The 26,091-nt window shown below is 56.3% G+C and carries 17 protein-coding genes; 9 read left to right on the forward strand and 8 right to left on the reverse strand.

Features of this window, described 5'->3' with window-relative positions:
• Positions 1-280: 280 nt before the first annotated feature.
• Both FNL37_RS07585 and FNL37_RS07590 read right to left on the reverse strand, forming a co-directional pair.
• Entirely contained in the window at positions 281-1,735 is a 1,455-nt protein-coding gene (locus FNL37_RS07585) for a sensor histidine kinase (RefSeq protein WP_159355703.1), read from the reverse strand.
• Positions 1,736-1,737: 2 nt separating this feature from the next.
• Positions 1,738-2,421 carry a response regulator transcription factor gene (locus FNL37_RS07590; RefSeq protein ID WP_015829986.1) on the reverse strand — a complete coding sequence of 228 codons (684 nt, stop codon included), beginning with the start codon at positions 2,419-2,421 and terminating at the stop codon, positions 1,738-1,740.
• 239 nt (positions 2,422-2,660) lie between these two features.
• Here FNL37_RS07590 and FNL37_RS07595 point away from each other — a divergent pair, with 239 nt between their 5' ends.
• Entirely contained in the window at positions 2,661-3,200 is a 540-nt protein-coding gene (locus tag FNL37_RS07595; protein ID WP_159355704.1) for a Spy/CpxP family protein refolding chaperone, read from the forward strand.
• Between the two features lie 205 nt (positions 3,201-3,405).
• A complete protein-coding gene (locus FNL37_RS07600) occupies positions 3,406-4,065 on the forward strand; it encodes an EF-hand domain-containing protein (protein WP_013442109.1) in 660 nt (219 codons plus the stop codon).
• Positions 4,066-4,182: 117 nt separating this feature from the next.
• On the opposite strand, the gene FNL37_RS07605 is transcribed toward FNL37_RS07600, so the two are convergent.
• Positions 4,183-4,734: a hypothetical protein gene (locus FNL37_RS07605; protein WP_013442108.1), complete on the reverse strand. Its 552-nt coding sequence runs from the start codon at positions 4,732-4,734 to the stop codon at positions 4,183-4,185.
• 42 nt (positions 4,735-4,776) lie between these two features.
• Positions 4,777-6,678: an ATP-binding cassette domain-containing protein gene (locus FNL37_RS07610; RefSeq protein WP_159355705.1), complete on the reverse strand. Its 1,902-nt coding sequence runs from the start codon at positions 6,676-6,678 to the stop codon at positions 4,777-4,779.
• Positions 6,679-6,918: 240 nt separating this feature from the next.
• Here FNL37_RS07610 and FNL37_RS07615 point away from each other — a divergent pair, with 240 nt between their 5' ends.
• The 4 genes from FNL37_RS07615 (at position 6,919) to FNL37_RS07630 (ending at position 13,816) form a co-directional block, all read left to right on the forward strand.
• Positions 6,919-10,836, forward strand: a complete 3,918-nt coding sequence (locus tag FNL37_RS07615) for a YhdP family protein (RefSeq protein WP_159355706.1) — start codon at positions 6,919-6,921, stop codon at positions 10,834-10,836.
• Positions 10,837-10,949: 113 nt separating this feature from the next.
• Positions 10,950-11,810 (forward strand): carbon-nitrogen hydrolase family protein, encoded by an 861-nt coding sequence (locus FNL37_RS07620; RefSeq protein ID WP_013442105.1) that lies wholly within the window; start codon positions 10,950-10,952, stop codon positions 11,808-11,810.
• A gap of 157 nt (positions 11,811-11,967) precedes the next feature.
• Positions 11,968-13,443: a metalloprotease TldD gene (gene tldD, locus FNL37_RS07625; RefSeq protein WP_159355707.1), complete on the forward strand. Its 1,476-nt coding sequence runs from the start codon at positions 11,968-11,970 to the stop codon at positions 13,441-13,443.
• A gap of 91 nt (positions 13,444-13,534) precedes the next feature.
• Positions 13,535-13,816 carry a DUF2934 domain-containing protein gene (locus tag FNL37_RS07630; protein WP_159355708.1) on the forward strand — a complete coding sequence of 94 codons (282 nt, stop codon included), beginning with the start codon at positions 13,535-13,537 and terminating at the stop codon, positions 13,814-13,816.
• Here the strand turns inward: FNL37_RS07630 and FNL37_RS07635 are convergent.
• A complete protein-coding gene (locus FNL37_RS07635) occupies positions 13,813-13,959 on the reverse strand; it encodes a hypothetical protein (RefSeq protein ID WP_159355709.1) in 147 nt (48 codons plus the stop codon). The genes FNL37_RS07630 and FNL37_RS07635 overlap by 4 nt on opposite strands.
• A gap of 96 nt (positions 13,960-14,055) precedes the next feature.
• Here FNL37_RS07635 and mfd point away from each other — a divergent pair, with 96 nt between their 5' ends.
• Entirely contained in the window at positions 14,056-17,475 is a 3,420-nt protein-coding gene (mfd, locus tag FNL37_RS07640) for a transcription-repair coupling factor (RefSeq protein ID WP_211371949.1), read from the forward strand.
• Between the two features lie 100 nt (positions 17,476-17,575).
• On the opposite strand, the gene FNL37_RS07645 is transcribed toward mfd, so the two are convergent.
• Positions 17,576-18,481, reverse strand: coding sequence for a choice-of-anchor A family protein (locus FNL37_RS07645; RefSeq protein ID WP_159355710.1), 906 nt, complete (start codon positions 18,479-18,481; stop codon positions 17,576-17,578).
• 156 nt (positions 18,482-18,637) lie between these two features.
• Here FNL37_RS07645 and FNL37_RS07650 point away from each other — a divergent pair, with 156 nt between their 5' ends.
• On the forward strand, positions 18,638-19,273 hold the full coding sequence (locus tag FNL37_RS07650; protein ID WP_015829977.1) for a DedA family protein: 636 nt from the start codon (positions 18,638-18,640) through the stop codon (positions 19,271-19,273).
• Positions 19,274-19,359: 86 nt separating this feature from the next.
• Here the strand turns inward: FNL37_RS07650 and FNL37_RS07655 are convergent, their stop codons facing one another.
• Both FNL37_RS07655 and FNL37_RS07660 read right to left on the reverse strand, forming a co-directional pair.
• The gene (locus FNL37_RS07655) at positions 19,360-22,785 is read right to left on the reverse strand and encodes a UvrD-helicase domain-containing protein (RefSeq protein WP_244948225.1); all 3,426 of its coding nucleotides are present in this window, start codon (positions 22,783-22,785) and stop codon (positions 19,360-19,362) included.
• On the reverse strand, positions 22,782-25,511 hold the full coding sequence (locus FNL37_RS07660) for a PD-(D/E)XK nuclease family protein (protein ID WP_244948226.1): 2,730 nt from the start codon (positions 25,509-25,511) through the stop codon (positions 22,782-22,784). The genes FNL37_RS07655 and FNL37_RS07660 overlap by 4 nt, the downstream gene beginning before the upstream one ends.
• A 76-nt stretch (positions 25,512-25,587) precedes the next feature.
• Between FNL37_RS07660 and greB the strand changes: the two genes are divergently transcribed.
• Positions 25,588-26,082, forward strand: a complete 495-nt coding sequence (gene greB / locus FNL37_RS07665; protein ID WP_041370008.1) for a transcription elongation factor GreB — start codon at positions 25,588-25,590, stop codon at positions 26,080-26,082.
• Positions 26,083-26,091: the final 9 nt, after the last annotated feature.

Here is a 26,091-nt window from a genome sequence, read left to right on the forward strand (position 1 = left end):
GCTATATGGAAGACGTGCGGAAGAGGATTATCAGGAAGTTATAAAACGGAAAAACAAGCAGGCAAGAGCATCAAAAGCGACCAAATAAAATCTCAAGCCATTGATTTTAATAAAGTATAAATTCAATGTACAAAAAGAGGCTTATGCCATTACGATGCGCAGGCGATTACCCGAAGGAAATCGCCGCGAGAAGGAAAATCTGCAGAGAGATGAAATGATAGAAAAATATTGAGGGGATGATGCGCGCTACATCGCACTCATGAGTCGAGTTGATGCAGCGCTAGTCCAGATATGGCAGTTGGACGGCGACTTCAAAGCCTACAGGAGAAATATTGCGCGCGGCAATTTTGCCGCCATGCATCTCGACCACCTGCTTGGCCAAGGCAAGCCCAATGCCGTGGCCATCTGAGCCCAATCCAGAGTTGGCTCTATAAAACGGCTGAAAGATGGTTTCCAACTCATGTGGGGCAACACCCATGCCTTGGTCACGTATGCGGATGAGTACCATGCGTGTGGCGGGATCACTGCTGACGTCAATATCCACATCACTTCCATCGGGACCATATTTGAGCGCATTTCGCACGATGTTCTCCAGCGCTCGATGCAGCAAGTCTGGTTGCGCTTCCAGCACAAAATCATCGTGTGGCAGTAATCTCACCTCCATCTTGCGATCCTTGCCTTCAAACTGCGCGTCTTCCGCCAATGTAAACAGGAGATCACTAAGATCAACGCGCTCTTTGTGGATATTGGTCACACCGGATTCCAACCTTGAAAACGCCAAGAGCTCGCCTACCAATTTATCCATGCGTATGGACTCGCGCTCGATACGCTCGAGCGAGCTGCTGACTTTTTCCGGGCTTTGCCGTGCAAGTCCGATTGCCATCTGCATGCGCGCCAACGGCGAGCGCAACTCATGCGAGACATGATGCAAAAGTCTTGATTGACCTTGTAGCAGAGCCCCAAGGCGTGATGCCATCGTGTCAAAGTCACGCCCAAGATCGCTCAACTCATCGCGCCTATGCCCCATGGAGCCGGCTACACGCACCTCGAGATCGCCATCCGTTGCCGTAATAAATGCCTGACGCAAACTGCGTATGGGTTTGGAGAAATACCATGCCAGCAAGGCAGCGAATACCAGACTGGCGATCACCCCTGCCGACAGCGGGACTAATGGGAACACCCGCCAGAAACGTGAGCGCATGCCGCCATTAGGTGGTGGCCCGTCCTCAGCACCTTCGCCCGGTGGTGGCTGATGCATGTCGGAGGGGTCGTGCATGTCGGGCGGTGGCCCATCCGGGGGCCCCATGCCCTCATTGGGGGGAGGCTGTCCACCGCGAGAACGCGAGGGAACAAACAAAATGTATTCATGACCATCATCTGCGTGAATGCTTCGCACCGCCTCGTCTTTATCGAGCTGCGAAATAGCCAGCTGCAGTAACTCGGGAGAAACCCTGCGCTGAAGCAGATCCTCACCCGCCTCGTTTACCACATAAATCTGCGGCATACGACGTTGCGGCCAGCCTTCCAGCATTTTGCGCGTGGCGCCCACACCGCCATGCTCCAGCGTCGCGGAGACCGCGGCCAGGACGGACATGGCAGGAGGACTCGCTTCAATCAGGGATCGGGAGTTTTCCAGGCTGCGATTATGGGCCCACACGGCCAAGCCAACACCGAATACCGATGTCAGCTGTGCAAACAGGAAAAAGAAAAAGAACTTCCAGTAAAGCCGCCCCATAGTTATTCGCGGACGAGCTGGTAACCCATACGATAAACCGTTTGTATGTAGTGGCGGCCATTGGCATAGGCGTCAATTTTCTGACGGATGCTACTGAGATGGACATCAATACTGCGATCAAACCTGGCCAGGGGACGCCCCAGACCTTGCAAGGAAAGATCGCTCTTGCTGACCACACGACCAGCATGACGTACCAGCACTTCCAGCAGATTGAATTCGGTACTGGTGAGTTCCAGCACATTACCTGACCACTCGGCGCGGCGCTGTTCCGGCCACAGGGTCAGTGCACCTACCGTAATCTGGACTGGCTGCGCATTATCCGAAGGCTGGGTGCGACGCAAAATGGCGCGAACGCGGGCCACTATTTCTCTGGGGGTACATGGCTTGGGTACGTAATCATCCGCCCCCAGTTCAAGCCCGACGATACGATCAGCGTCTTCGCCCTTGGCGGTCAGCATCAACACCGGAGTATTTTTCTCAGCCCGAATGGCGCGCAAGGCATCAATCCCGTTCATCTTGGGCATCATCACATCGAGCAGGATCAGATCATAGGTATCGCGCAAGGCTTGCTCCGCGCCTGATTCACCATCATAGGCGACCGTTGGATCAAAGCCTTCCTGCTCAAGATATTCCTTCAGCATTCCTACCAATTCAACGTCGTCGTCAATCAGCAAGACTTTATTCATGGCGTAAACATCATTCCTCATTTTGATCATTTGATGATGATAACGAGCGAGACATACATGAGACAACGCTACACCCTGTGTTTTACCTATTTTTACACACAAAACACAGCAGAGGTTTACCTAATTTAACCTCTATTTAACAGAGGTTTACAGACAAAATCGGCAGAATGGCATGGCAGTTGTCGGCGATGATGACCGACTTGACTTACAGATTCAGGACTTACAAATCAGGAGAGATCATGAACACCAGCACATTATACAAGCTCACACTGGCGATTGGCCTGTTTGGCCTTAGCCTGCCATTATTACTTCAAGCACAGCCCTTGCTGCAGGATCCCCCTGCCCCAGGGTTTCCGCATCATATGGGCCCCGCTCTTGCCGACAACAAGCAAGGCCCCGGCCTGCCACCTTATCTGCGCGGCCTGGATCTGAGCGAAGCCCAGGAAGATCAAATATTCGCCTTGATGCATGATCAGATTCCCGCTCTGCGCGAACAACAAAAACAGCGCCGTCATGCGCTGGATGAGTTGGATGCCTTGGCCAAAGCCCCCTCGTTTGATGAGCGCAAGGCGCAGCAACTGGCGGAAAAGTTAAGTGAAATCGAAAAACAATTCGTACTGTCGCGCGTACGCAATGACTTCAAGATCAATGGCATATTGACCGCTGAACAGCGCAAGCAATTGGAGGAAACCAAAGCGCAATTCGGCAAACACAAGCCACAAGAGCCCGTAAAATTCACGCCGCAGAACAGCAAAAAGCCCGCATTGACTTTGATCTGATAGCAAACCTGATGTTATAAAACCCGCTTTATCATGCTGATTTAGCGGGACTTTATCCTTAACATTGTTTTACCCAACTTAACACTTGCAAGTCGAAAAAATGGAGCGCTTTGGCCGATACTAGTCCATGTGGACACGGTATGGTCCTGCCATATCCTTGTTCCACATTGTTCCGGGGGGAGCAGTAAAAACAACAAGGAGAACAATGATGATATCTAGCGTTTCTACATCACAAATTGCCAGTAGTCTGTTTTCAAAACTGGACACCAAAAGTCAGGGCTACATAGAAAAAACCGATCTTGAATCGGCGTTTTCTTCCATCAGTTCAGATAGCAGTAGCAGCAATGTCGACGATCTTTTCAGCGCGCTTGATAGCGACAGCGATGGCAAGATTACCAAGGATGAGATGACGTCCGGCATCGACAATCTGTTGAGCGGGCTAAACAGCCAGTTTGACAGTATGCGCATGCAAGGCGGCATGGGCGGATCAGGCGGCCCGCAAGGCATGCCACCTCCTCCCCCTAAAGGCGGCGAAGGCAAGGAGGACACCGGCCTGACCAAGGATGAGATGACCAGCATTGCATCCAGCACCGATGACAGCAAGCTTTCCAGCCTGATGACGGATATTTCCGAGAATTTTGAAGCGGCAGATACCAATGAGGATGGCAAGGTCACCATGCAGGAAGCCATGGCTTACAAGGAATCCACTAACAAAGCCAACGGAAGCAGTTCGGATAGTACCGACTCCACGAGCAGCTCTTCCAGCAACTCAGCCATGAGTCAGATCACGCGGCAAATCCAGCAATTGATTTCTGCGTATGGACTGAACGATAGCAACTCTTCCAGCTTGTCGTATTCGGCATAAGCAGGTATTTGAAGTCCTGAAAACAAAAAGGCGCGGTCGTTTGACCGCGCCTTTTTGTTTATTTCTCAAAATTCATCATTATGAGAGGCTGGCAGGTTCACTCCCAGCCATCCAACATCACAGGCTTTCAAAGGCTTCGCACAGCATGCTCAGCATGGTGCCGAAAATAGGCAAAATATCCTCAGGACTGAACGGCGCATTCTCATCCGTCCCGGCGACGACAAACGCCACCACGGCTTTGTCCAGATCCTGCCGGTAGTTCATCCAGTGCTCGGCCTCTGCATCCCCGATCAGCTGATATTTATGCTGACCGGACTCAATAATCTCCAGCCACTCATCTTCGCTCAGCTCCACAAACAAGGATTTGGCAATGGTCACGGCCGTTTTCTGGAAGTCCGGCTGCACACCCTCATCGCCTAAGGGCAATACGAGATAGGTGTACACCAGCATGGCATAGGCCTGATAGACACTCAGCATGTCAAAATTTTCAACACGCTCATCCGCTGGGGAGCGCTCTGCCAGCTGGATCGCCTTGACAGTGAGATAACATGCCAGGAAATGCGCAGCATCCTGCACATCACCGTCGTCCACGCTGATGGAGCCGGCATCGCCGCCCATTTCATGCAGCGCAATGCCGTAGAGCAGATTCAATCGTTGAGAATATTGCATGGTGTTTTTCCGTTGATTCAATGGGTAAAAAATTAAGCAGGATTATGCGGCTGGCATGCTTTCCAGCTGTGCCATGACCTCCAGCCAGCGCTCTTCAGCAGTTTCTATCTGCTGCGTCAGCTCAGCCTGTTTTTTCAGTAACTGCTGCAGCTCGCTCTTGTCGCTGGCACTATAAAGCTCGCCATCGGCCAAGCGCGCTTCCAGCGCCACTTTCTGCTGCTGCCAATCGGCCATGCGACTCTCCAGTTGTTCCGCTTCCTTGGTCAGCGGGCGGCGTTCGGCCAGCCTGGCCTGACGCTCAGCTTTGTTCTGGGCCTTGTCGTTCTTTTTTACAAGCTCGGTCTGCGGGGGTAGCGCGCGCAATTTGTCCTGCGCCTTCTGCTCCGCCAGCCAGATCCGGTAATCCTCCAGATCGCCATCGAATACCTGCGCCTTGCCATCAGCGACCAGGATAAAACGATCGCAGGTTGCGCGTAGCAATGCCCGATCATGAGACACCAGCACTACGCCACCCTCATAAGCCTGCAGCGCCACCGTCAGGGCATGGCGCATTTCCAGGTCCAGATGGTTGGTCGGCTCATCCAGCAGCAATAGATTGGGGCGCGTCCAGATCAATAGCGCCAGCGCCAAGCGTGACTTTTCACCGCCGGAAAACATCCCGCAAGGTGCACTGGCCATGTCACCACGAAAATCAAAGCCACCCAGGTAATTGCGATGTTCTTGCTCGCGTGTTTGCGGATCAAGCCTCAGCATGTGCTGCAGCGGAGACTCATCGGCCCGGAGCTGCTCAAGCTGATGCTGGGCAAAATAGCCTATGCTGAGGTCTTTGCCTTCCACCCGCTTGCCGCCCAGCGCAGGCATGCTATTGGAAAGAAGCTTGATCAGGGTGGATTTACCTGCTCCGTTGCGCCCCAAGAGGCCAATACGCTCACCTGGCCGTATGGTCAGGGCTATATCATCCAGCACGGTCTTGCCTGCGTATCCAGCCGCCATTTCATCCAGCACCAGCAACGGGTCTGGGGTCGCCAATGGTGCACGAAATTCGAAACCAAAAGGACTGTCCGCATGCGCTGCACTGATCAGCTCCATGCGCTCAAGGGCCTTGATGCGGCTTTGGGCCTGCCGGGCTTTGGTGGCTTTGGCGCGGAAACGGTCGATGTAGCTTTGCAGATGGGCGACTTCGCGTTGCTGGCGCTCATACACTGATTGCTGTTGCGCCAGGCGCTCGGCACGCTGCCGCTCAAAATCCGAATAACCGCCGCGATACAGCGTGAATTTCTGCTGCTCGATATGCGCAATGTGATTGACAATCGCATCAAGAAAATCACGATCATGTGAAATCAGCAATAAGGTGCCCGGGTAGCTTTTCAGCCAGCTCTCCAGCCAGATAACCGCATCCAGGTCCAAGTGGTTGGTGGGCTCATCCAGCAAAAGCAAATCAGAGCGACACATCAACGCCCGCGCCACATTCAGCCGTACACGCCAGCCGCCGGAAAAATCCGATACCGGACGTTCAAGGTCTGCCGAGGTAAAGCCCAGACCATCCATCAGCTCGGCAGCACGGGCCCGCGCCGCATAGGCACCAATTTCACCCAGGCGCGCATGCAATTCGCCCAGCCGCACACCGTCCTGTGCCTCTTCCGCGGCTTTCACCTCATGCTCCAGGCGCCGCAATTCTGCATCCCCATCCAGTACAAACTCGATGGCCGCATCCGGCAGCGCGGGTGTTTCCTGCGCCACATGGGCGATTACCCAATGCGGAGGAATCTCAAGGTCGCCCGACTCCGGGTGCAGCTCGCCCCGCAACATGGCAAACACACTGGATTTGCCCGCGCCATTGGCGCCTGTCAAACCGACTTTATGGCCGGGATGCAGCTGGAAGCTGGCATCTTCAATCAGCACTTTTACGCCACGTGTGAGGTGGAGATTCTTGAATTGAATCAATCTGGTCTCTTTATCTGCTGTGCCTTGTCAAAAGGCCAAAGGCGACATTTTAAATGAATCAGGGTATTCCCGCCTCCGCCATATCCAACAAAAGTGGCGGAAACCCGCTTCCAACGGCCAATTTAATCGCCTAAAGCGTTGACCAATCTGTATTGAAAATGAAATACTCACAGGTTGTTAGCATTGCGGCGCACCGCTCCCTCTATACGTACCGGCTAACAGGTACGGCTTTGAAAGATTATGGTCAAAAAGTCTCTGTTTTGGGTTTACCGATTTACCCTGCTCACCCTGTGGCTCGCCATCTTTGTATTTGCGGCTGCGGTTCTGAGCATGCGTTATCTGGTGTTGCCCAACATAGACAAATACCGGGCGGATATCGAAGCACGCGCCACCGCCGCGATGGGCCAGAAAGTCAGCATCGGTGAAATCAAGGCCAGCTGGGATGGCCTCAACCCCCACCTTAGCCTGTATAACGTGGATATTCATGACGCGGAAGAGCGCCCTGCCCTTAGCCTGGGGCATGTGGAAGCAAGCCTGTCCTGGCTCAGCATTCCTCTGCTGGAGCCCAGACTTTCCAGCATCGAAATTTACCAGCCTGAATTGACCATACGCCGCGATGCGCAAGGCACCCTGTATGTAGCCGGCATGGCCATGGGCGGCCCTTCGCGGCCACAATTTGCCAACTGGGCATTGCGACAGTCGCGCATTGATGTACTGGACGCCAGCGTGATCTGGGAAGACGAATTGCGCAAAGCCCCTCCGCTCAGCCTGACGCAACTGAATCTGCGCGTGGTCAGCCCTGCCTGGAAAGGCTTGATAGGCCATCATATGTTTGGTCTGCGCGCCCTGCCTTCCGCAGGTTCATCCGCCCCCATCGACATCCGCGGCAACCTCTATGGCAAAGACATCAGCCAGCCAGAAGACTGGAGTGGCACTGTGTACGCCAAGCTGGAGGGCACAGATATCTCGGCCTGGCGCAAATGGATTTCCTATCCGTTCGATCTTTATGAAGGCTATGGCGCAGCCCGTTTCTGGTTGCAACTGGATGATGGCAAGCCCAGCAATATTGTCAGCGATGTCATCCTGAGTGATGTTAAAACGCGCTTGTCGGCAAGCAGCCCGCAAGCCACGCTCAACCACCTTTCCGGACGCCTGAGCTGGGACAAACATAAAGATGGGCAGGAATTCACCGCCGAAAACATCAAGCTGAATACCCCCGATGGCCTGGACATGCAAAACGGCAGCATCAGCCTGCGCGAGCGCTGGATCAAGGACAAGCAATGGATTGAAGGTCGCGTTCGCCTGGACGAGATTCTGCTGGACACCTTGAACACGTTCGCAGGTTACATTCCGCTGCCAAAGAACGTGAAGCAAAACCTGCAGGAGATCAGCCCTACCGGCAAGCTGGAAAATGTCGATATCAGCTGGCGCGGCAGCGAGACGATTCCGCAGGAATACAGCTTGCGCAGCAAATTCAGCAATCTTGGCATGCGGCCTTTCAAGCAGTTCCCCGGCTTCAGCAATCTCAGCGGCAGCGTGGATGCAGACGAAGATAACGGCACACTGACACTGAATGCGCGCAACGCCTCGCTTGAGCTGGAAAACATCATGCGCTGGCCGATTCCGGCTGACCGCCTGAGTGGCGAAGTAAAATGGACCCACAATAAAAGTGGGCTGGATATTCGCGTCAAGAATTTCGCCATCGCCAACCCCCATCTGGCCGGAACCATCAATGCCAATTATCTGATGAACGGCGTCAAGGGTGGCTATCTGGACCTGAATGCGAAGTTTGGTCAGGCCGATGCGCAGTATGCCCGCTTCTACTACCCCAAGATTCTCGGCGAACATACGCTGGCATGGCTGGATAGCGCCATCCTGAAAGGGCGTGGTCAGGATATCAATGTGACGGTCAAGGGCAATCTGCATGATTTTCCCTACCCGAATAACAAAACCGGCCTGTTCCGTGTCACCGCCAAAATCAATGACGGCGAACTGGACTATGCCCCAGGCTGGCCCAAAATCCTGGGCATCAAGCTGGACATGCTGTTTGAGGGCAATCGCATGGAATTGAACGCCACCGATGGCACGATATTGGGAACGCGCATTACGAAAGCCAATATTGCCATCCCCGGGCTGCATGTCGCTGAGCCTGTCCTCAACATCACCGGCGAAGCCAGCGGCCTGGTCAGCGACGGCATACGCTTCATCAACAACAGCCCCTTGCTGCATCTGGCAGAGGGCTTTACGCCCACCTTGGTAACATCCGGCGATGGGAAGCTTAATCTGCAATTGTCCATCCCCCTGCACGACGCAAACAATACCAAGGTCAAGGGGAGCTACACGATCAAGAATGGCAGCATGAGCGACAAGGAAATCCCCGAGATCACCCGCATAAATGGCAAGCTGGAATTCACCGAAAACGGACTGCATGCGCAGAATGTCAGCCATTGGATTTATGGCGGCCCTGCCGTGCTCAATCTGGTGACCAACAAGGATCATTCCGTTCATATCACCGCACGCGGCCGCCTCAATGATGCCGGCCTGCGCCAGGCATTTGGCCCCGGAATGGCAGACCGTATTTCGGGCAGCACAGACTGGAACGGCGACATCCATATCCAGAACAAAATGCTCAATCTGACCATAGACTCAAGTCTGGTGGGTATTACCTCGTCGCTACCACCGCCACTGAACAAATCGCCAGCGGACATCATGCCTTTGCACGTTGAGAAGCGCCAAACAACGCCATCGCAAGATAGCTTCAATGTCGCGCTGGGCAATTTCATCACCGCGAAAATACTCCGTTCTGAGCTGAACGGAAAAATGAAGATAGACCATGGTGACATTGCCGTGAATGCGCCCGCCGAGTCGCCAAGCCAGAGTGCGCAACCCGGCATTAACGTGCGCGCCGTACTGGAGCAGCTGGATGCGGATGAGTGGCGTAATCTGGCAGACAAAGCCAATGCCAGCATGGCCACGAGCAATACCCCCAGCATGAATGGCGCCGCTACCCCGGCTGCCAGCGTAACAAGTGGCAATAGCAGTGCTGCCCTGCCGCCGATTGCCAAGGTCGACCTGACGGTTAATCGCCTGGATATTTTTGACAAGCGCATCAACAGCCTCAAGCTTAATGCGCGCCCCATCACTGGCGGCTGGCAGTTGAATGTGCAGAGTCACGAAATGAATGGCGACATTCAATGGCTGAGCGCAGGCAATGGCAAGGTCATTGCCCGGCTGAAAAACCTGATTTCCCCCAGCTCCACGCCGAATACCGCAGAGCTGCGCACCCAGGGCGATTTCAAGCAGCAGGCGCAGCAATATCCTGCTCTGGATATCGTGGCAGAAAACTACGAAATGGGTAACAAAAAGCTTGGGCGCCTAGAGCTGCAGGCGAGTGAACAGAATGATGACTGGAGCATAGAAAAACTCAAGATCATCAATCCGGATAGTACCCTGACTGCCGAGGGCGAATGGCATAACTGGAAGCGTAACCCCAATACCCGCATCACCCTGAACTGGGATATCAAGGATCTGGGCAAGACCCTGGAACGCTTTGGTTACCCCGGCACCGTCAAAGGTGGCGAAGCCGACCTGACTGGTCAGCTGAAATGGCCAGGCAGTCCACATGAGTTTAACTCTGCCGGCTTGAGCGGCAACTTGCAACTGGATGCGCGCCACGGGCAGATTCTGAAGATTCAGCCAGGCGTTGGGCGTTTGTTCAGCATGCTGAGTCTGCAAAACCTGCCGCGCCGCCTGACGTTTGATTTCCGCGATGTCTTCAGTAGCGGCTTTACCTTCGATAAAATCGGCGGTAGCGTCAAGATAGACAAAGGCGTGATGCGCAGCGATGACTTCCGCATGGAAGGCCCGACCGCACGCGTGGATATGCGCGGTGAAACCGACCTGCAAAAAGAAACCCAGCACCTTTACATCAAGGTCACCCCTTATCTGAGCGACAGCTTATCCATTGCGGCGCTGGCAGGTGGACCGGTGGTGGGCGCTGCCGCGTATGTTGCGCAAAAACTGTTGAAAGACCCGCTGAATCAGTTGGCGGCTGACGAGTACGAAATCGGCGGAACATGGGATAACCCGCAGGAGCTCAAGGGCGATAGCCGCACTCGTGCTCCTGCCAGCCCGGCGGCGAGCCCGCTCGGCAAGTAATCAGGCTTGCAGACCAGGTGTCAAGGATGGGCGTATCCTGTGTAAAGCGCCATGAAAAAGCAGTGCCCATAAAGTATCATCCATAAAAAACGATAATATTGTTCGGAATCAAGATGGCTATCAAATCTCGCGCAAAAGTAGTGAAATCCAGCAAACCGGCTGCTCCAGCTCCGGGTAACGTCCGGGTCGCAGCCATTCAGATGGCCTCGGGCCCGAATGTCTCCGCCAACCTCAGCGAAGCAGAGCGACTGATTGAAATCGCCGTCGCCCAGGGCGCCAAACTGGTGGCCTTGCCGGAATACTTTGCCATCATGGGCATCCGCGATACCGACAAGGTAGCCGCACGCGAAAAAGAAGGCAGCGGCCCGATACAACGCTTTTTATCCAAAATCGCCAAGAAGCACGAAATCTGGCTGATCGGCGGCTCCATTCCACTGGAATCTTCCACCGAAGACAAAGTCCGCAATGCCTGTCTGGTGTTTGATGACAAAGGCAAGCAAGTTGCTCGCTACGACAAGATTCACCTGTTCGGCCTCGATCTCGGCAATGAGCATTACCGTGAAGAAACGACAATCGAAGCAGGCGATAAAGTCGTGGTGCTGGACTCCCCTTTCGGCAAAATCGGCCTTTCCATCTGCTACGACCTGCGCTTCCCTGAGCTTTACCGGGCCATGAAAGAAGTCGATATCATCGTGGTGCCATCGGCCTTTACCGAGACTACCGGCAAAGCCCACTGGGAGAGCCTGGTGCGGGCGCGTGCCATTGAAAACCTGAGCTACGTCATCGCCCCGGCGCAAGGTGGCTACCATGCCTCCGGCCGCGAAACCCATGGCAACAGCATGATTGTGGACCCTTGGGGGGTGGTGCTGGACCGCTTGCCGCGTGGCTCCGGTGTGGTCATCGCCTCGGTGAATGCCGGTTATCAGGCCAGCCTGCGCGGCAGCCTGCCAGCGCTGAAACACCGCACCCTGTAACCAGCTCACCTCACCACAGACTGCGTTTTAAAGATTTACGCTACAACTTATCGCCTGAACACAGGCTTTAATGAGTCACAATTGCAGAAAATACGTAACAGGGGAACTCTGCTCCCCTGTTATATTCTGACCTATAGTCCCTTAGAGAGTAACGGCCATGAAGCCTGACCAGATACCCAGCAGTTCCAGCCCTTTAGCCGGCAGCCATTTTGACACCGCCACCGAAACGCTCTTGCAACCGAGCGGCCTCGATGTCGCCGCCTTGCAAGGCGTGCTAGGCAATATGATGTCGCACAAGGTGGATTATGCCGACCTCTACTTTCAGTACAGCCGTGCCGAAAGCTGGGGCCTGGAAGAAGGTCAGGTCAAATCCGGCAATTTCAGTATTGATCAAGGCGTGGGCGTACGCGCCGTCAGTGGTGAAAAAACCGCCTTTGCCTACTCGGATGACATCAACCTGCCTGCCCTGCAGCAAGCAGCCAACGCCACCAAGGCCATTGCCGCGATAGGCGCCGAGCAGGCAGGTAGCGCGATTCAGCGCATTGATGCGCCACAACTCTATATTCCGCACGACCCCATCGCCTCACTGAGTGCCGAAGCCAAAGTGAAGCTGCTGGAGCGCCTGGAAGGCTATGCGCGCAAAGCCGATCCGCGCATTACCCAGGTCATGGCATCGATTGCGGGCGAATACGAAGTGATCATGATCGCCCGCCACGATGGCATGATGGCCGCCGATGTCCGTCCTCTGGTGCGCCTCTCTATTCAGGTCATCGCCGAAGCCAACGGCCGGCGCGAGCAAGGTTCGGCTGGCGGCGGGGGTCGATTTGACTATGCGTACTTCACCGATGAGGTGTTGCAGGATTACGCCCAGAAAGCCGTGCATCAAGCCCTGGTCAATCTGGAAGCGCGCCCTGCTCCGGCTGGCAGCATGACCGTGGTCCTGGGTTCAGGCTGGCCCGGCATTTTGCTGCACGAAGCGATTGGGCACGGCCTGGAGGGCGACTTCAACCGCAAGGGCAGCTCCGCCTTCAGCAACGCGATTGGTCAGCAAGTAGCAGCGCGCGGCGTGACGGTAGTGGATGACGGCACGATTTCCAATCGCCGCGGCTCGCTCAACATAGACGATGAAGGCAACCCGACCCAGCGCACGGTATTGATCGAAGACGGCTACCTGCGTGGCTACATTCAGGACAGCCTGAATGCGCGCCTGATGGGCATGCCGATGACGGGCAATGCCCGTCGCGAATCCTATGCCCACATTCCCATGCCGCGCATGACCAACACCTACATGCTGAATGGCAACATGGCCCCGGAAGAGATTATCAAGTCGGTGAAAAAAGGCTTGTATGCGGCCAACTTTGGCGGCGGTCAGGTCGACATTACCAGCGGCAAATTCGTGTTCTCGGCCGCAGAAGCCTGGATGATCGAAGACGGCAAGCTCACCTATCCCGTCAAGGGCGCCACCCTGATCGGCAATGGCCCTGAGGTGCTGAAGCGCGTATCGATGATAGGTAATGACATGGCGCTCGACAGTGGCGTCGGTACCTGCGGCAAAGAAGGTCAGAGCGTACCAGTAGGTGTCGGCCAACCCACACTTCGCATCGACGGCTTGACGGTAGGCGGAACGCTTTAATATGATGGAGGCAAGGCTTACCCGCCTTGCCTCCAACGCAGCGCAAACGCTGCATGCATCATGGAAGTCCCTCTTAACGAAAGGAACGGAAATGGCTGTATCGAAAGCAACTGAAGAAAAGAAACCCGCCGTCAAAAAAACGGCTGCGAAACCAGCAGAGCCTGCTGCCAAAAAAACCACCCTTAAAAAAACGGCCACAGCCAAGGCTGCTTCGGCAAAAACCAAATCCTCCCCACGCAAGATCAGCGCAGAAGAGCGCTACAAAATGACCGAGGTTGCCGCCTATTTCCTGGCGGAACGCAATGGCTTCAAAGGCAACCCTGTCGAATACTGGGAACAGGCGGAAGCACAGATCAGCCAATTGCTGGGCTAATCTTCAGCCTGACTGGCTTTAACCAGCAGGCTGGTGGATACATGAACTGGAATAGCTGCGACAAGTTCGCTTCGCAGCATTTCCTTCTTTTTGAATCCACCCTCTGATGTATGAGCCTTAAGGCCATGTTCTAACCAGGCCATGAAAGGCTTAGACCCTTGTATAGTGCCGCTTGCATAGCCGCAGCTTGCCGCAAGCGGCTATAATGCATTTGTTATTCATTCATTTGCGGTTTTTTCATGCAGTTTTCCCTGCCCATCCCGGCGTCTGGCTCCTCCGAACGTATCAAACCTTTGCCAACCGGCCTCGACAGCCTGGCCCTGGCACAACTCGCGCGCGAGCTTAAACAAAAGCCTGAGCGCACGCCGCTGGTGATCCTGTGTGCGAGTGCATTTGAAGCTCAGCGCCTGCTGGAAGAGATGCCCTGGTTCGCCGCTGACCTCAGCGTGCATATGATGCCGGACTGGGAAACCCTGCCCTATGATCACTTCTCACCGCACCCTGACCTGATTTCAGAGCGCCTGGCCACCTTGTACCAGATCAGCCAGAACACCTGCGATGTCATCATCGTGCCAGTATCTACGGCCCTGATACGTGTGCCGCCCAATGCCTATCTGGCCGCGCATACCTTCATGCTGAAGAAAAACCAGCGCCTGGATCTGGAAGCCTTACGCACGCAATGCGCAGAGGCGGGCTACCACCATGTCAGCCAGGTCATGAGCCCGGGCGAATTCAGCGTGCGTGGCGGGCTGGTTGATCTGTTCCCCATGGGGAGCAGCCTGCCCTACCGTCTTGATTTGTTCGATGACGAAATCGAAAGCATCCGCACCTTTGATGTTGATACCCAGCGCAGTGTTTATCCGGTTAGCGAGATACGCCTGCTGCCCGCACGTGAATTTCCGTTAGATGAGGCTGGCATCAGCCGCTTCAGACAGAGTTTCCGCGAAACCTTTGAAGGCGATCCTTCACGCAGCCGCATTTACAAGGATGTGAGCAAAGGCATCGCCAGCGGTGGCATTGAGTGGTATCTGCCGCTGTTTTTTGAGGAAACGGCGACGGTACTCGATTATTTGCCGAGCTCTGCCATTCTCTGCATGCACGGCAATATCGATCATGCCGCCCAAGGGTTCTGGCGTGATGCACAATCACGCTATCGCCAGCTGGCGCACGATCCTGAGCGGCCTATCCTGCAGCCGGAGGTATTGCTGCTCAAAACCGAAGACTTTTTTGCCTGCACCCATGTCTGGGGCCGGATTCAGCTCACAACAGAAACCGCCAGCGGCTTGCCCGCGCTGGAGATTGAGCGCCGCGCCGATCACCCCCTGCACAAACTGCAGGAGTTCATCAAGAAATACAAAGGCCGTATCCTGATTGCGGCTGAAAGTCTGGGGCGCCGTGAGACCATGGCCCAGCTATTTAGCGATCATCAGGTGCCGTTTTCTGCCTGTGGCGATGGCCATGGCAACTCCTGGGAAGAATTTCAGCAAGGCGATGCACGTGTGATGCTCGGTGTCGCGGCATTGCATGGCGGTTTTGTCGCCGATAAATTCTGCATCATCACCGAAGCCGAGCTTTATGCGGCCACGGTGCGCCAGCAGCGCCGCCGTGAAAAGGAAAAATCACGCAATACCGAAGGCATGCTCAAGGATTTATCCGAGCTGCGCGAGCAAGACCCCGTGGTGCACGAACAGCACGGCGTAGGCCGTTACAAGGGCCTGGTCAATCTCGACTTTGGCGAGGGCGAAACCGAATTCCTGCTGCTGGAATATGCAGGCGATGACAAGCTTTACGTGCCGGTTTCCCAGTTATTCCTGATCTCGCGCTACTCGGGCGGGCCACCGGAATCCGCGCCCCTGCACAGACTGGGTAGCGGTCAATGGGAAAAGGCCAAGAAAAAAGCCCTCAAGCAAATCCGCGATACGGCGGCTGAGCTGCTTAACCTGTATGCCCAGCGCGCAGCGCGCAAAGGCCATGCCTTTACCCTCACCCTGCAGGATTACGAAGCCTTTGCCGAAGGCTTCCCGTTTGAAGAAACCCCGGATCAACTCTCTGCCATTGAGGCAGTCATCAGCGATATGCAATCCGGCCGGCCGATGGATCGCCTGGTGTGTGGCGATGTGGGCTTCGGCAAGACCGAGGTCGCCTTACGTGCCGCGTTTGTTGCCGTCATGGGCGGCCGCCAGGTAGCCGTGCTGGTGCCAACCACGCTACTTGCCGAACAGCATTACAACAACTTTGCCGACCGCTTTGCCGACTGGCCGATCAAGATCGCGGAAATCTCGCGCTTCCGCACCGCGAAAGAGCAAGCGGAAGCGATCAAGGGACTGGAAGACGGCAATATCGACATCATCATCGGCACCCACCGCCTGATCCAGAAAGATGTGAAGTTCAAGAACCTTGGCCTCGTCATCCTCGATGAAGAGCACCGTTTTGGCGTGCGCCAGAAAGAACAGCTGAAAGCCATGCGCGCTGAAGTGGATGTGCTGACACTCACCGCCACCCCGATTCCCCGCACGCTATCCATGGCCATGGAAGGCCTGCGCGAGTTTTCGGTTATTACCACGCCGCCGCAAAAACGCCTGGCGATCAAAACCTTTGCCACGCACTATTCAGAAGGCATCATCCGCGAAGCCGCCATGCGCGAATTCAAGCGCGGTGGCCAGGTGTACTTCCTGCACAACGAAGTCGACACTATTTTCGTGATGAAAGAAAAGCTGGAACGCATCCTGCCCGAAGCCCGTATTGGCATTGCCCACGGCCAGCTGCGCGAACGCGAACTCGAGCACGTCATGCGCGACTTCTACCAGCAGCGCTTCAACCTGTTGCTCTGCACCACCATTATTGAAACCGGCATTGATGTGCCCACCGCCAACACCATCATCATGAATCGGGCCGATATGTTCGGCCTGGCGCAGCTGCATCAGTTACGTGGCCGTGTCGGCCGCTCACACCATCAGGCCTATGCCTATTTGCTGACGGACCCCGACCGCAACATTACCCCGCAAGCGCAAAAGCGCCTGGACGCGATTCAACTGCTGGAAGACCTTGGCGCCGGCTTCCACCTGGCCATGCACGACCTGGAAATCCGCGGCGCAGGGGAACTGCTGGGCGACTCACAAAGCGGCGAAATGCAGGAGATCGGATTTTCACTCTACTCCGACATGCTGAACCACGCGGTGAAGCAACTAAAAGCTGGCAAGGAACCAGACATCAACGCCCCACTGGGCGTCACCACCGAAATCAACCTGCATACCCCCGCTCTGCTGCCGAATGACTACTGTCCCGATGTGCACGAGCGACTGGTGCTTTATAAGCGTCTCGCAAACTGCGACAACGACGACGACCTTGACACGATGCAGGAAGAGCTGATCGACCGCTTTGGCATACTCCCCGAACAAGGCGAAGCACTGATCGCCTGCCATCGCCTGCGTATCGCCGCCAAGCCCCTCGGCATTACCAAGATTGACGCCAGCGATAGCGCCATCCAGCTCACATTCAGCCAGACCAGCGAGCTTGACCCCACCAAACTGGTCAGCCTGCTACAGCGCGACCGCCGCTATCGCATGAATGGGCCTGATAAATTAAGAATGACGGTGGAAACCCACACTATTAAACAACGGAGTGAATTGATTGAAACGCTAATCAAGGATCTGAGTTGAGGAATAATCGGCTTCATATCAACCTTGATAACCAATAAAAACGCTACAGGCCGCAATTGCGGCCTGTAGCGTTTTTACCTCATGAGGACTCGTCGAAAGATCAGAGCCTGCTTTTAAACTGCCTGTAACCCAGAATCATCAGAATACCCATGATCAGAAGGATCACGGCGTTAGGCTCGGGAACAGCGCTGACGTTGGGAGTAGCCATTTCGAAAGAGGAGAATGCGCGATTGCTTACCGTCAGGGAGTTGCTCCAGCTATTGGCAACTGCGGTGCCAATGAAACTGCCGCCGCTACCGGTGATGGTGGCGTCTGTGGCGAGAATACTGGCGGCGAAGCTGATGTTGCTTAGGTTCACCGTCGTCGCGTCATAGAAGTTGAACAGCACGTTATAGCTGCTGAAACCTGACCAACCGCCACTCAGACTGATATTGCTGCCGGAAACGTTGATGATCAATGTAGCGTTGGCGAGTACATTGGCAAAGCTCCAGTTGGAGATGTTGGTGAGGTCACTGCCATTCACGGAAAAGTATTCGACGCTTGAGCCGGTGCCTGTCAGGTTGCCGGTGCTGCCATAGCTATAGCTGACGGTGCCTGTAGAGGCGGTTGAAGCGAGTTTGTCGGACAAGGCTGAAAACGATGTTTTGGCCGCGGCAAAGTCAATGGGAGCATCACTGCTGGAGTAGTTGTTGTAATTATCCCATTGAGGTTTGCTGACTGCACCGCCGACCCAGGTGGTTCCATTGACACCGCCATAAGATTTGGTGAGGTTTCCGCCGACGACCAATCCATAGGGGTTATTGGCAGAGTTGCTGATAGTGGATGTGCTGATATCTGCATTGCCACCCACAGCAACGGCACCTCCGATAGAGCTCCAGCCTGTACTTTTGTAGCTATCAAATACGAAAACGTTATAGTTGCTCGCTACGCCAAGATCTACTGTTTGGGCGACTGCATGCTGTGAAAAAAGTGCAGCGGCCATGACGACCATACTTACTAACTTCATTTTTGCTCCCTTTAGCAATGGGCTGATACATGTATGCATAATATAAAAAGCAATTACCAGGCCATATTTGATTAGTAAATTTTATGCATAATCCCTTCATGCGTTGCCGGTATGATACAAGCTCAAAATTTAAAACGATGTTAAGGCCCTCACACGATGCTCGAAAAACTTATAGCCATGGTGGCTTCATGGATCATTTTGGTCATTTCAACCCTGGGTTATGGAGGCGTGGCATTGCTGATGGCCATTGAATCCGCATGTATTCCCTTACCCTCGGAGATCATCATGCCGTTTGCGGGGTATCTGGTTTATACAGGGGAGCTGACGTTGTGGGGCGTGGCCTTGGCAGGCGCAGTGGGCTGCGTGATTGGCTCTATCCCTGCCTATTATCTGGGCATGTATGGCGGCCGCCCGCTGGTGCATAAATATGGCAAATGGTTACTGATTTCGCACCATGATCTGGCATTGGCCGACCGCTGGTTTGAGAAACACGGGGAAATCACCATTTTCATCGGTCGCCTGCTACCGGCGGTGCGGACGTTTATTGCCTTTCCGGCAGGGATTGCCCGCATGAATATGGGCAAATTCATTTTCTACACCTTCACCGGTTCTGTGCTTTGGTGCGGCCTGCTGGCCTATGCCGGCATGAAGTTTGGTCAGCACTGGGATCAGCTCAAGGTGTATTTCCACGAATTTCATATCGTACTGGTGATCGCCGGGGTTATTTTCCTGGTGTGGTATGTGCGCCGCCACTTCAAGGCGGTACGTCGCAGTCACCATCATCACGATTAAAGCCGGAAGACTTTTGCAGATCAGGGCGTGGGCGCACTGCAACCACACTCTGATCTGCCTGACTCGCGCTTGATAAAGCCGCTAAATCAGAAAAGCTGATCCTCAGCAGCCAGTTCCACCAGCCTCCCCAGCGCCAGGAAGAAAATGGCCTTGCGTACCAGGGTTCCCTGATCGGCAAACAGACTAGCGTAGTTATCCAGTTGCAACCGGTAGCGCGCCACTTGCGCCCTTAACTGCTCCTCGCTGATGTCAGCCGGTAGCGCCACGGTTTTGTAATCGATAATCCAGCGCACGCCATTTTCCATAAACGTACGGTCTACCACATAACGCTTCAGCTCGCTGGCATTGGCATAGCTCCAGGCCACTTCGGCATCCGCGCCCTCGCGAGCCTGCAATACCCACTGACCATCTGCGCTGCGTAAAGTCGTCAGCAGCAATTGCACCACCACAGCGGCGGCATCATGTGCCTGTTTTTCGGCATGGCCCTGTTGCTGCAACCAGCGCAGCATGGCGGGCATGGCCTGGTGTATGCGAGCCTCCGGCCAGGTAGCCAAGCCTTGGCGCGCCATCAGTTCAAGATAACGGTGAGCCAGCGTACCAATATCGGCCTCCAGGCTGGCCGCCAGACTAAGCGATTCACTGGCTTCGCCCGGGTTCCACAGCGGTGTAAAGGGCGTGGCGGTTTGCAAAACGGCGGGCATATGCGGCTGTTGCAGCCTAACCAGCGGCGGCACAAAATCGGCAAGCGTGGCTTCCGCCTGCGGGCTGGTCTCGCTAACGCCCTCTGTTGCCATGGCCTCGGCAAACTGCAGGGCCACTTGCGGCCACAGCAATTGCAAAAAGCTGCCAGACGCCGGACGTGGTTCGCCCTTGGCATTGACCGTGGCGGTGGCAATCAGATGCAGACGGCGCTCGGTACGCGTGGCTGCCACATACAGTACACGGGCATCTTCGTGTTCAGCGCGCTCTTTTTCCAGCAGCCGCAGGTAGTCATAAGGCGTAGGGCCATCATCCAGCCGGGCACCCTTGGGTACAAAGGGCGCGGCCACCAGTTCCACGCTGCTGCCCTGCTCTTCATCCGCAATCGCCACTTCTTCCCACAGCAGCAAGGGGCTATCCTGATTACCCGTCTTGCGCTCAAGGCCAGGCAAAATCACGGTATCAAACTCCAAGCCTTTGGATTTGTGGATGGTCATCAGCTGCAGGCGACCATCCGCTGCCTCGTCAGCAGCGGCATAGAGTTTCTCGACTTCTTCCGCCAAGCGTGTCGGCGTGAATCGCCCCTGATTGTCCAGTTTGTCCACCAAGGCAAAAAACGCCTGCACGTCCTGCACATCGCCCGGCTCCCACAGGCACCACGGCCCGCCCAGCATCAGCCAGGCACTATGCAACCAGCGGCTTACGGGCAAGCGACCCTGCTGTGCCAGCACTTCCTGCAAAATGCCGCGTACATGCAGCGCGCGCTGGCGACCATCTTCGCTCATGGCCGCCAGGCGCGCATCCTGCTGCAATAAGCGCCAGATAGTACTGCGGTGATCACTCGCCGCCAGCACATGCATGTCCGCCAGCGTGAGCCCGCACCAGGGCGCCCGCAAAATAGCCAGCCAGTTCACGCGGTCCGCGCGATGATGCAAGGCATGCGTGAGCGCGAGCAGATCCTGAATGATCTGGCGCCCGGCCAGCGCTTCAATTTCCACCGCCTGAAAACGGATATCACGATGATGACGGCGAATATCCGCCACCAGATGCTCCAGATGGCTGCGAGCGCGCACTAAAACCGCGATACGGCGCTGCGGATGAGCGGCCCACTCTTCGCGGATCAGCTTGACCATCAAGGCCGCTTCGCGCCCGCGCAATTGCTCATTGCTCTCATCCGTGCCCTGAATAAGCGGATGCATGACTACACCGGTATCAACCTCGTCGGCACGGGTAGCCACAAACGGGCGATAGCGAATGGCGCCGCGCGCGATGCTGTCCTCCCGCGGGAATACTTTTGCGAATGCATGGTTGATCCAGTCCACCACCGGCGGGCAGGAGCGGTTATTGCGGCACAGCTGCAATGGCGTCAGGTGAATATCGCCTATGCCCTCACGCGCCACTCCCAGAAACAGGCCGACGTTGGCCTTGCGGAAGCGATAAATGGATTGCATGGGGTCGCCCACGGCAAATAGCGTGCGGCCATCTCCCGCTTCCCAGCCGCGCGTCAGGCGTTGCAGCAGATGCACCTGACCAGGGCTGGTATCCTGAAACTCATCGACCAGCAGATGCTGAATACGGTAATCCAGCCGCAAGGCAAGATCGCTGGGCGCATCGGCATCATCCGCCAGGGCATTCAAGGCACGCTGTGATATCTCGACAAAATCGACCTCCCGCGCCTCCTGGAATACAAACCAGAGCTGGGCCACGGCCAGGTTAAGCAATTGCGCCAGGGCCGACACCACCTGCCAGCTCTCCTCCCCAGCACGCAACTGCGGCAGGCACCGCAAGCGGCACAAGGCGGCATCGGCCCCCGCAGTGGCTTGCAGGGCGGCGATCAGTTCCGCCAGCTGTTCCTTATAAGGTTTGGATTCAGGGACCGCAGGGAAGCCGGTATTGACGTTGACGGTTTTGCGCCAGCTATCCTGCCCGGTAAACAGGAGCTCGCAGGCGGCCAGCCACATCGGCAAGGCATTCGGGGTGGCGGGCATGGGGGTTTCCCAATCGCGCAGCAGGGCAATCGGCGCTTCGCATGGCAGGTTGGTGGCGGCATAGCGCGCAATCGGCATCAGCACCTGCTGCAGGCGCACCGGAAAGGCAGCCAGCGCTTCCTGCATGTCCTGCGTAATCAGATGTTGCAAGGCGGCCTCGGCCAGATCACGGGTATCGCTGCGATTGGCATACGGCAGCCACTGATCGCGCTTGGCCAGCATATCGGCCAGCAACTGGGTAAGCCGCAAACTGTCGTTATCCACATAGCGCAAGGCTTGCGTCACCTCATCGCTGCTGCCATCGGCCAGATCCAGCGTGCGCTCGGCAGCCAGCTGGTAATAGGCGGAGGCATCTTCTGTCACCGCCGGTTGCGCGCCAAAGCGGCTCATCAGCGGCATTTGCCGCGCAAGATGGCTGCTCAGCGAGTCTATGGTAAAAATACGCAGGCGCGCCGGGTTTTCCAGCAAGTGCCAGCCGCGCTCTGCCGCGTGCTGCAAAGCATCCTGACCCAGCGCAAAGGTCTTCTGCTTGTGTGGCTGTGGCGGACGTTCGCCACTGGCCGCCATCAGCAGGCTATCGAGAATGCGCGCCCGCATCTCGGCTGCCGCCTTGTTGGTAAAGGTAATGGCGATGATTTCTTCCGGCTCGCGCACGGTGGTCAGCAGCTTGAGGTAGCGCTGGGTCAGCAGCTCGGTTTTACCGGCACCCGCCGGGGCCTCAACGATAAAGCTTTCCAGCTCCAGGGCACGACGACGGCTTTCGTCATCCTGCGCGAGCAGATGGTCTTGCAGCACGGCTTCGTCATTCAGCATATTGTCACTCATGCGCGGCTCCCGTCTTGCTGAGCCTGCAGGCGCTCAAACTGCAGTTGCCGCTCGGGCAAACGCAGCAAGGGCAATACTTCGCAATACCTGAGCTGCAGAGGATCCGCCACCCGCACTGCGGCCTCGCCGGATTTGAGCTCGCGGGCAATCGCTTGCAGGCTTTCGCGCCAGTGATCGAGCAAGGTATGCCAGTCGGCAAAGCGTTCGGCATCAAAAATATCGCGCGCCTTGCGATCATCCAGCGTCATCAGCGCAGGCAGGATTTCCTCACCGGCAATCCCGGAAAACGCATGCTCTTCGGTGCGCACCATGGCAAAGCTGACGGCTGCCACCTCGCCATCGTCCAGGCTGAATGCGGCATAGACCGGCAGTTGTGGCTCGGTAATGCGCGATTCCGCCCAGTTGCGAATATCCGGCTTTTGCCCGGTTTTGTAGTCCATGATGAGTACGCGCCCATCGGGCAGCTGATCAATCCGGTCCAGTACCAGCCGGATTTCCACGCCCTCAATCATTACCTTGGTGTCGCGTTCGCAATCCAGCACACTGAAATCCACTTCGCGCGTTTTTTCAAAGGCCAGCCAGGCGCTGACCAGTTTGATCAGGCGCTCCTGCTCCAGCTGGCAAAACGCAGGCGACAGCGTTTCGTCGCGTTCGGCGGCAAAGTCCTGCAAAGCCTGTTGCGCGGCTTCTGCCAGCGCCGCATTCAGTTCTTCGGCATCCAGCGCCTGCAAATAAGCGAGGTCGCGCCCCTGCCAGAAATGCTGTAACACGCCGTGCACCAGCGTGCCGCGCTCGGCGGGCTCAAGCCCATTCACCGGCGCTTTCAGCTCGCGTGCGCCAAGGCGATACTGGTAATACGCCCATGCCGGGCAGATGGCCTGCGCTTTCAAGAGGCCCGTGCCGCCAGACACATGCTCGCCCTCGCCGACCGCCGGTGCCATGTGGTCGTCCAGCACTTGCAGTGCTGCGTGTTCGCCATGCGCCAGTTGCTCAGCCAGGGTCTGGGCCTTGGCCCAATCGCCATCGAACACGGGGATATCGCTCAATATCGGGCTCGCGCGCAATTGCCGTTCGCCATCTTTCAATGCGCTGGAAAACACGATCAACGGTGCGGTATGCAACAAACGCTGATGCAGAATGCGGGCAAACGCCGCTTGCACCGCACTGTCAGCATTCGGCACGCCAGCGGCGCGCTGCACCGTGGCAGGAATAAGGGGATTCGGTCTGGGTGGTGGCGGCCATACATGATCATTCATGCCCATCACCCACAGCGCATCCAGCGGGGCAGCAGCGCCTTCCAGCATGCCCATTACCTGCACGGGCGGATCGCCACTGACCTCGGGCTGGAATATCTGCTCGCGGCAGAGCTCGCCCAAGCGCTGCAATGCCTGCATCCCATTCAGCGTGTCACCAAACACATCCAGCCGCGCCAGGGCTTGCAAGCTGCGCGAAAAGGCGCGCTGCGCCTGGAATTCATGGCTGGAGATACTGCGCTCGCCTGGCCATTGCAAGGCAGCCAGCAATTGTTCAAATGCGACGGCCCATAGCGAAGGCAATTGCCGACGCGGTTGCGCCTCACGCACTGCCCAGCCAGCCCGTAAATCTTGCAGCAGCTGACCGATGGGCAGCGGGTTTTCGCCTTCCTGCAGACGCTCGATCAGGCGTAACAAACGCATCATGCTGACCGTTTGTGGCAGCCATTGCCGCATGCGGCTATCCAGCTGGGCTCGGGCGTCGGCCTCGCCCAGACTGGCCGACCAATAGGGATTGAGCAGCAACACGGAAAAATCCTGTTGCTCTATGCGCTGCTGCCAGAAGATACGCAGCAAGGCCAAGGCGGCATGCACCACCGGCTGCGTGTTCAGCGGCAAACCCAGGGAAAAGTCATAGGCGCGATCCGCCTCCACCAGGCCAGGGCGTACGGTAACGGGGTGCAGCAGCTCATCCAGCAAGGCGGCAAGCCGCGTGCGCAGTTTGCCGAGCTCAGGCACCACCAGCCCCAGCCGCGCTTGCGGGTTTTCATTCAGCTGCTGCGCAACCCAGGCGACGGCGGCACGGCACTCGGCCTCCTGCGTCTCCAACATGGCATGCTGGGCATGTCCGGGCTGCGGCAGCAAAGTGGCGTGATTGCTGAGCACCACGCCGCGCTGCTGCAACAAGTGTTGCAAACGCTGTTCCTGCGGGCCCAGCCGGTCAAATCCGGCAAAGGCAATACTGGCAGGCAAAGGCAGCTGGCCGCGCTCCAGGCAATCCAGCTGCCATGCCATATAGCGCACAGCCTCCAGCCAGCCGGATTGGCGGCAACGCTGCACAAAATGCTCGCGCCAGCTCAAAAACTGGCGACTCTCTTCCGTGTGGCCGCCCGGCGGAATCTGCAATTGCCATTCAAACATCAGGCGGTGCGCCTCCATGGCGGCTTGCGCCATGCCGGGCACATCAAACAAGGCGGCAGCATTGTCGTTCGCCAGCGCTTCTTCTATCACCTGCTCCCACAACATGCGCTCCTGCAGTTCACTGAGTACGCCCTGCGGCGCCGTAGCGACATCCACCTCACCACTGAGGATGGCTTGTTCGGTGACATCATCCAGCCATTGCTTGAGCGTGAGGGTGGGAAGAGGCTGCCAAGCCGACAATCCACTGGCATGCTGGCGGCGGTCATGATGCAAACGCAAGCTGCGTGCGAGGCGGGCCGTGGAGCAAAGGATCAGGGCGGGAGAATCAGGCATGTAAAAGATGGAATCAGATGGGCAATTAACCGGACTCAAGGTTAACATATAGGCCACTTAGATGGCGCGAACCGATATGGCAGACCAGAAAAATTACATTACGCCGGAAGGCTACGCCACCCTCAAGGCGGAATTCGAACAGCTTTATAAAATTGAGCGCCCCAAGGTCGTGAGCGATGTCTCGTGGGCAGCGAGCAATGGCGACCGCAGCGAAAACGGCGATTACATCTATGGCAAACGACGGTTGCGCCAGATCGACTCGCGCTTGCGGTTTCTGATGAAAAGCATGGACCTGGCCGTGATCGTCGACCCCAAGGAGCAGCAGTCGCTGGAGAAAGTGTTTTTTGGTGCCTGGGTATCGCTTTACTCACTGGAGCGCGACATCGAACACCATTACCGCATCGTCGGTCAGAATGAGCTCGACCCCACCCGCGGCTATATCAGCTGGATATCGCCGCTCGCGCGCGCCATGCTGGGCAAGCAGATCGGCGATGTGGTTCGCGCGCAGACGCCCGCCGGTGAGGAAAGCTACGAAATCATTGATATCCGTTACAGCCCGCCGGAAAGCTGAGCGAAAACG

The organism is Methylovorus glucosotrophus (assembly GCF_009858335.1).
In the GTDB taxonomy this organism is placed as follows: Bacteria; Pseudomonadota; Gammaproteobacteria; order Burkholderiales; family Methylophilaceae; genus Methylovorus; species Methylovorus glucosotrophus.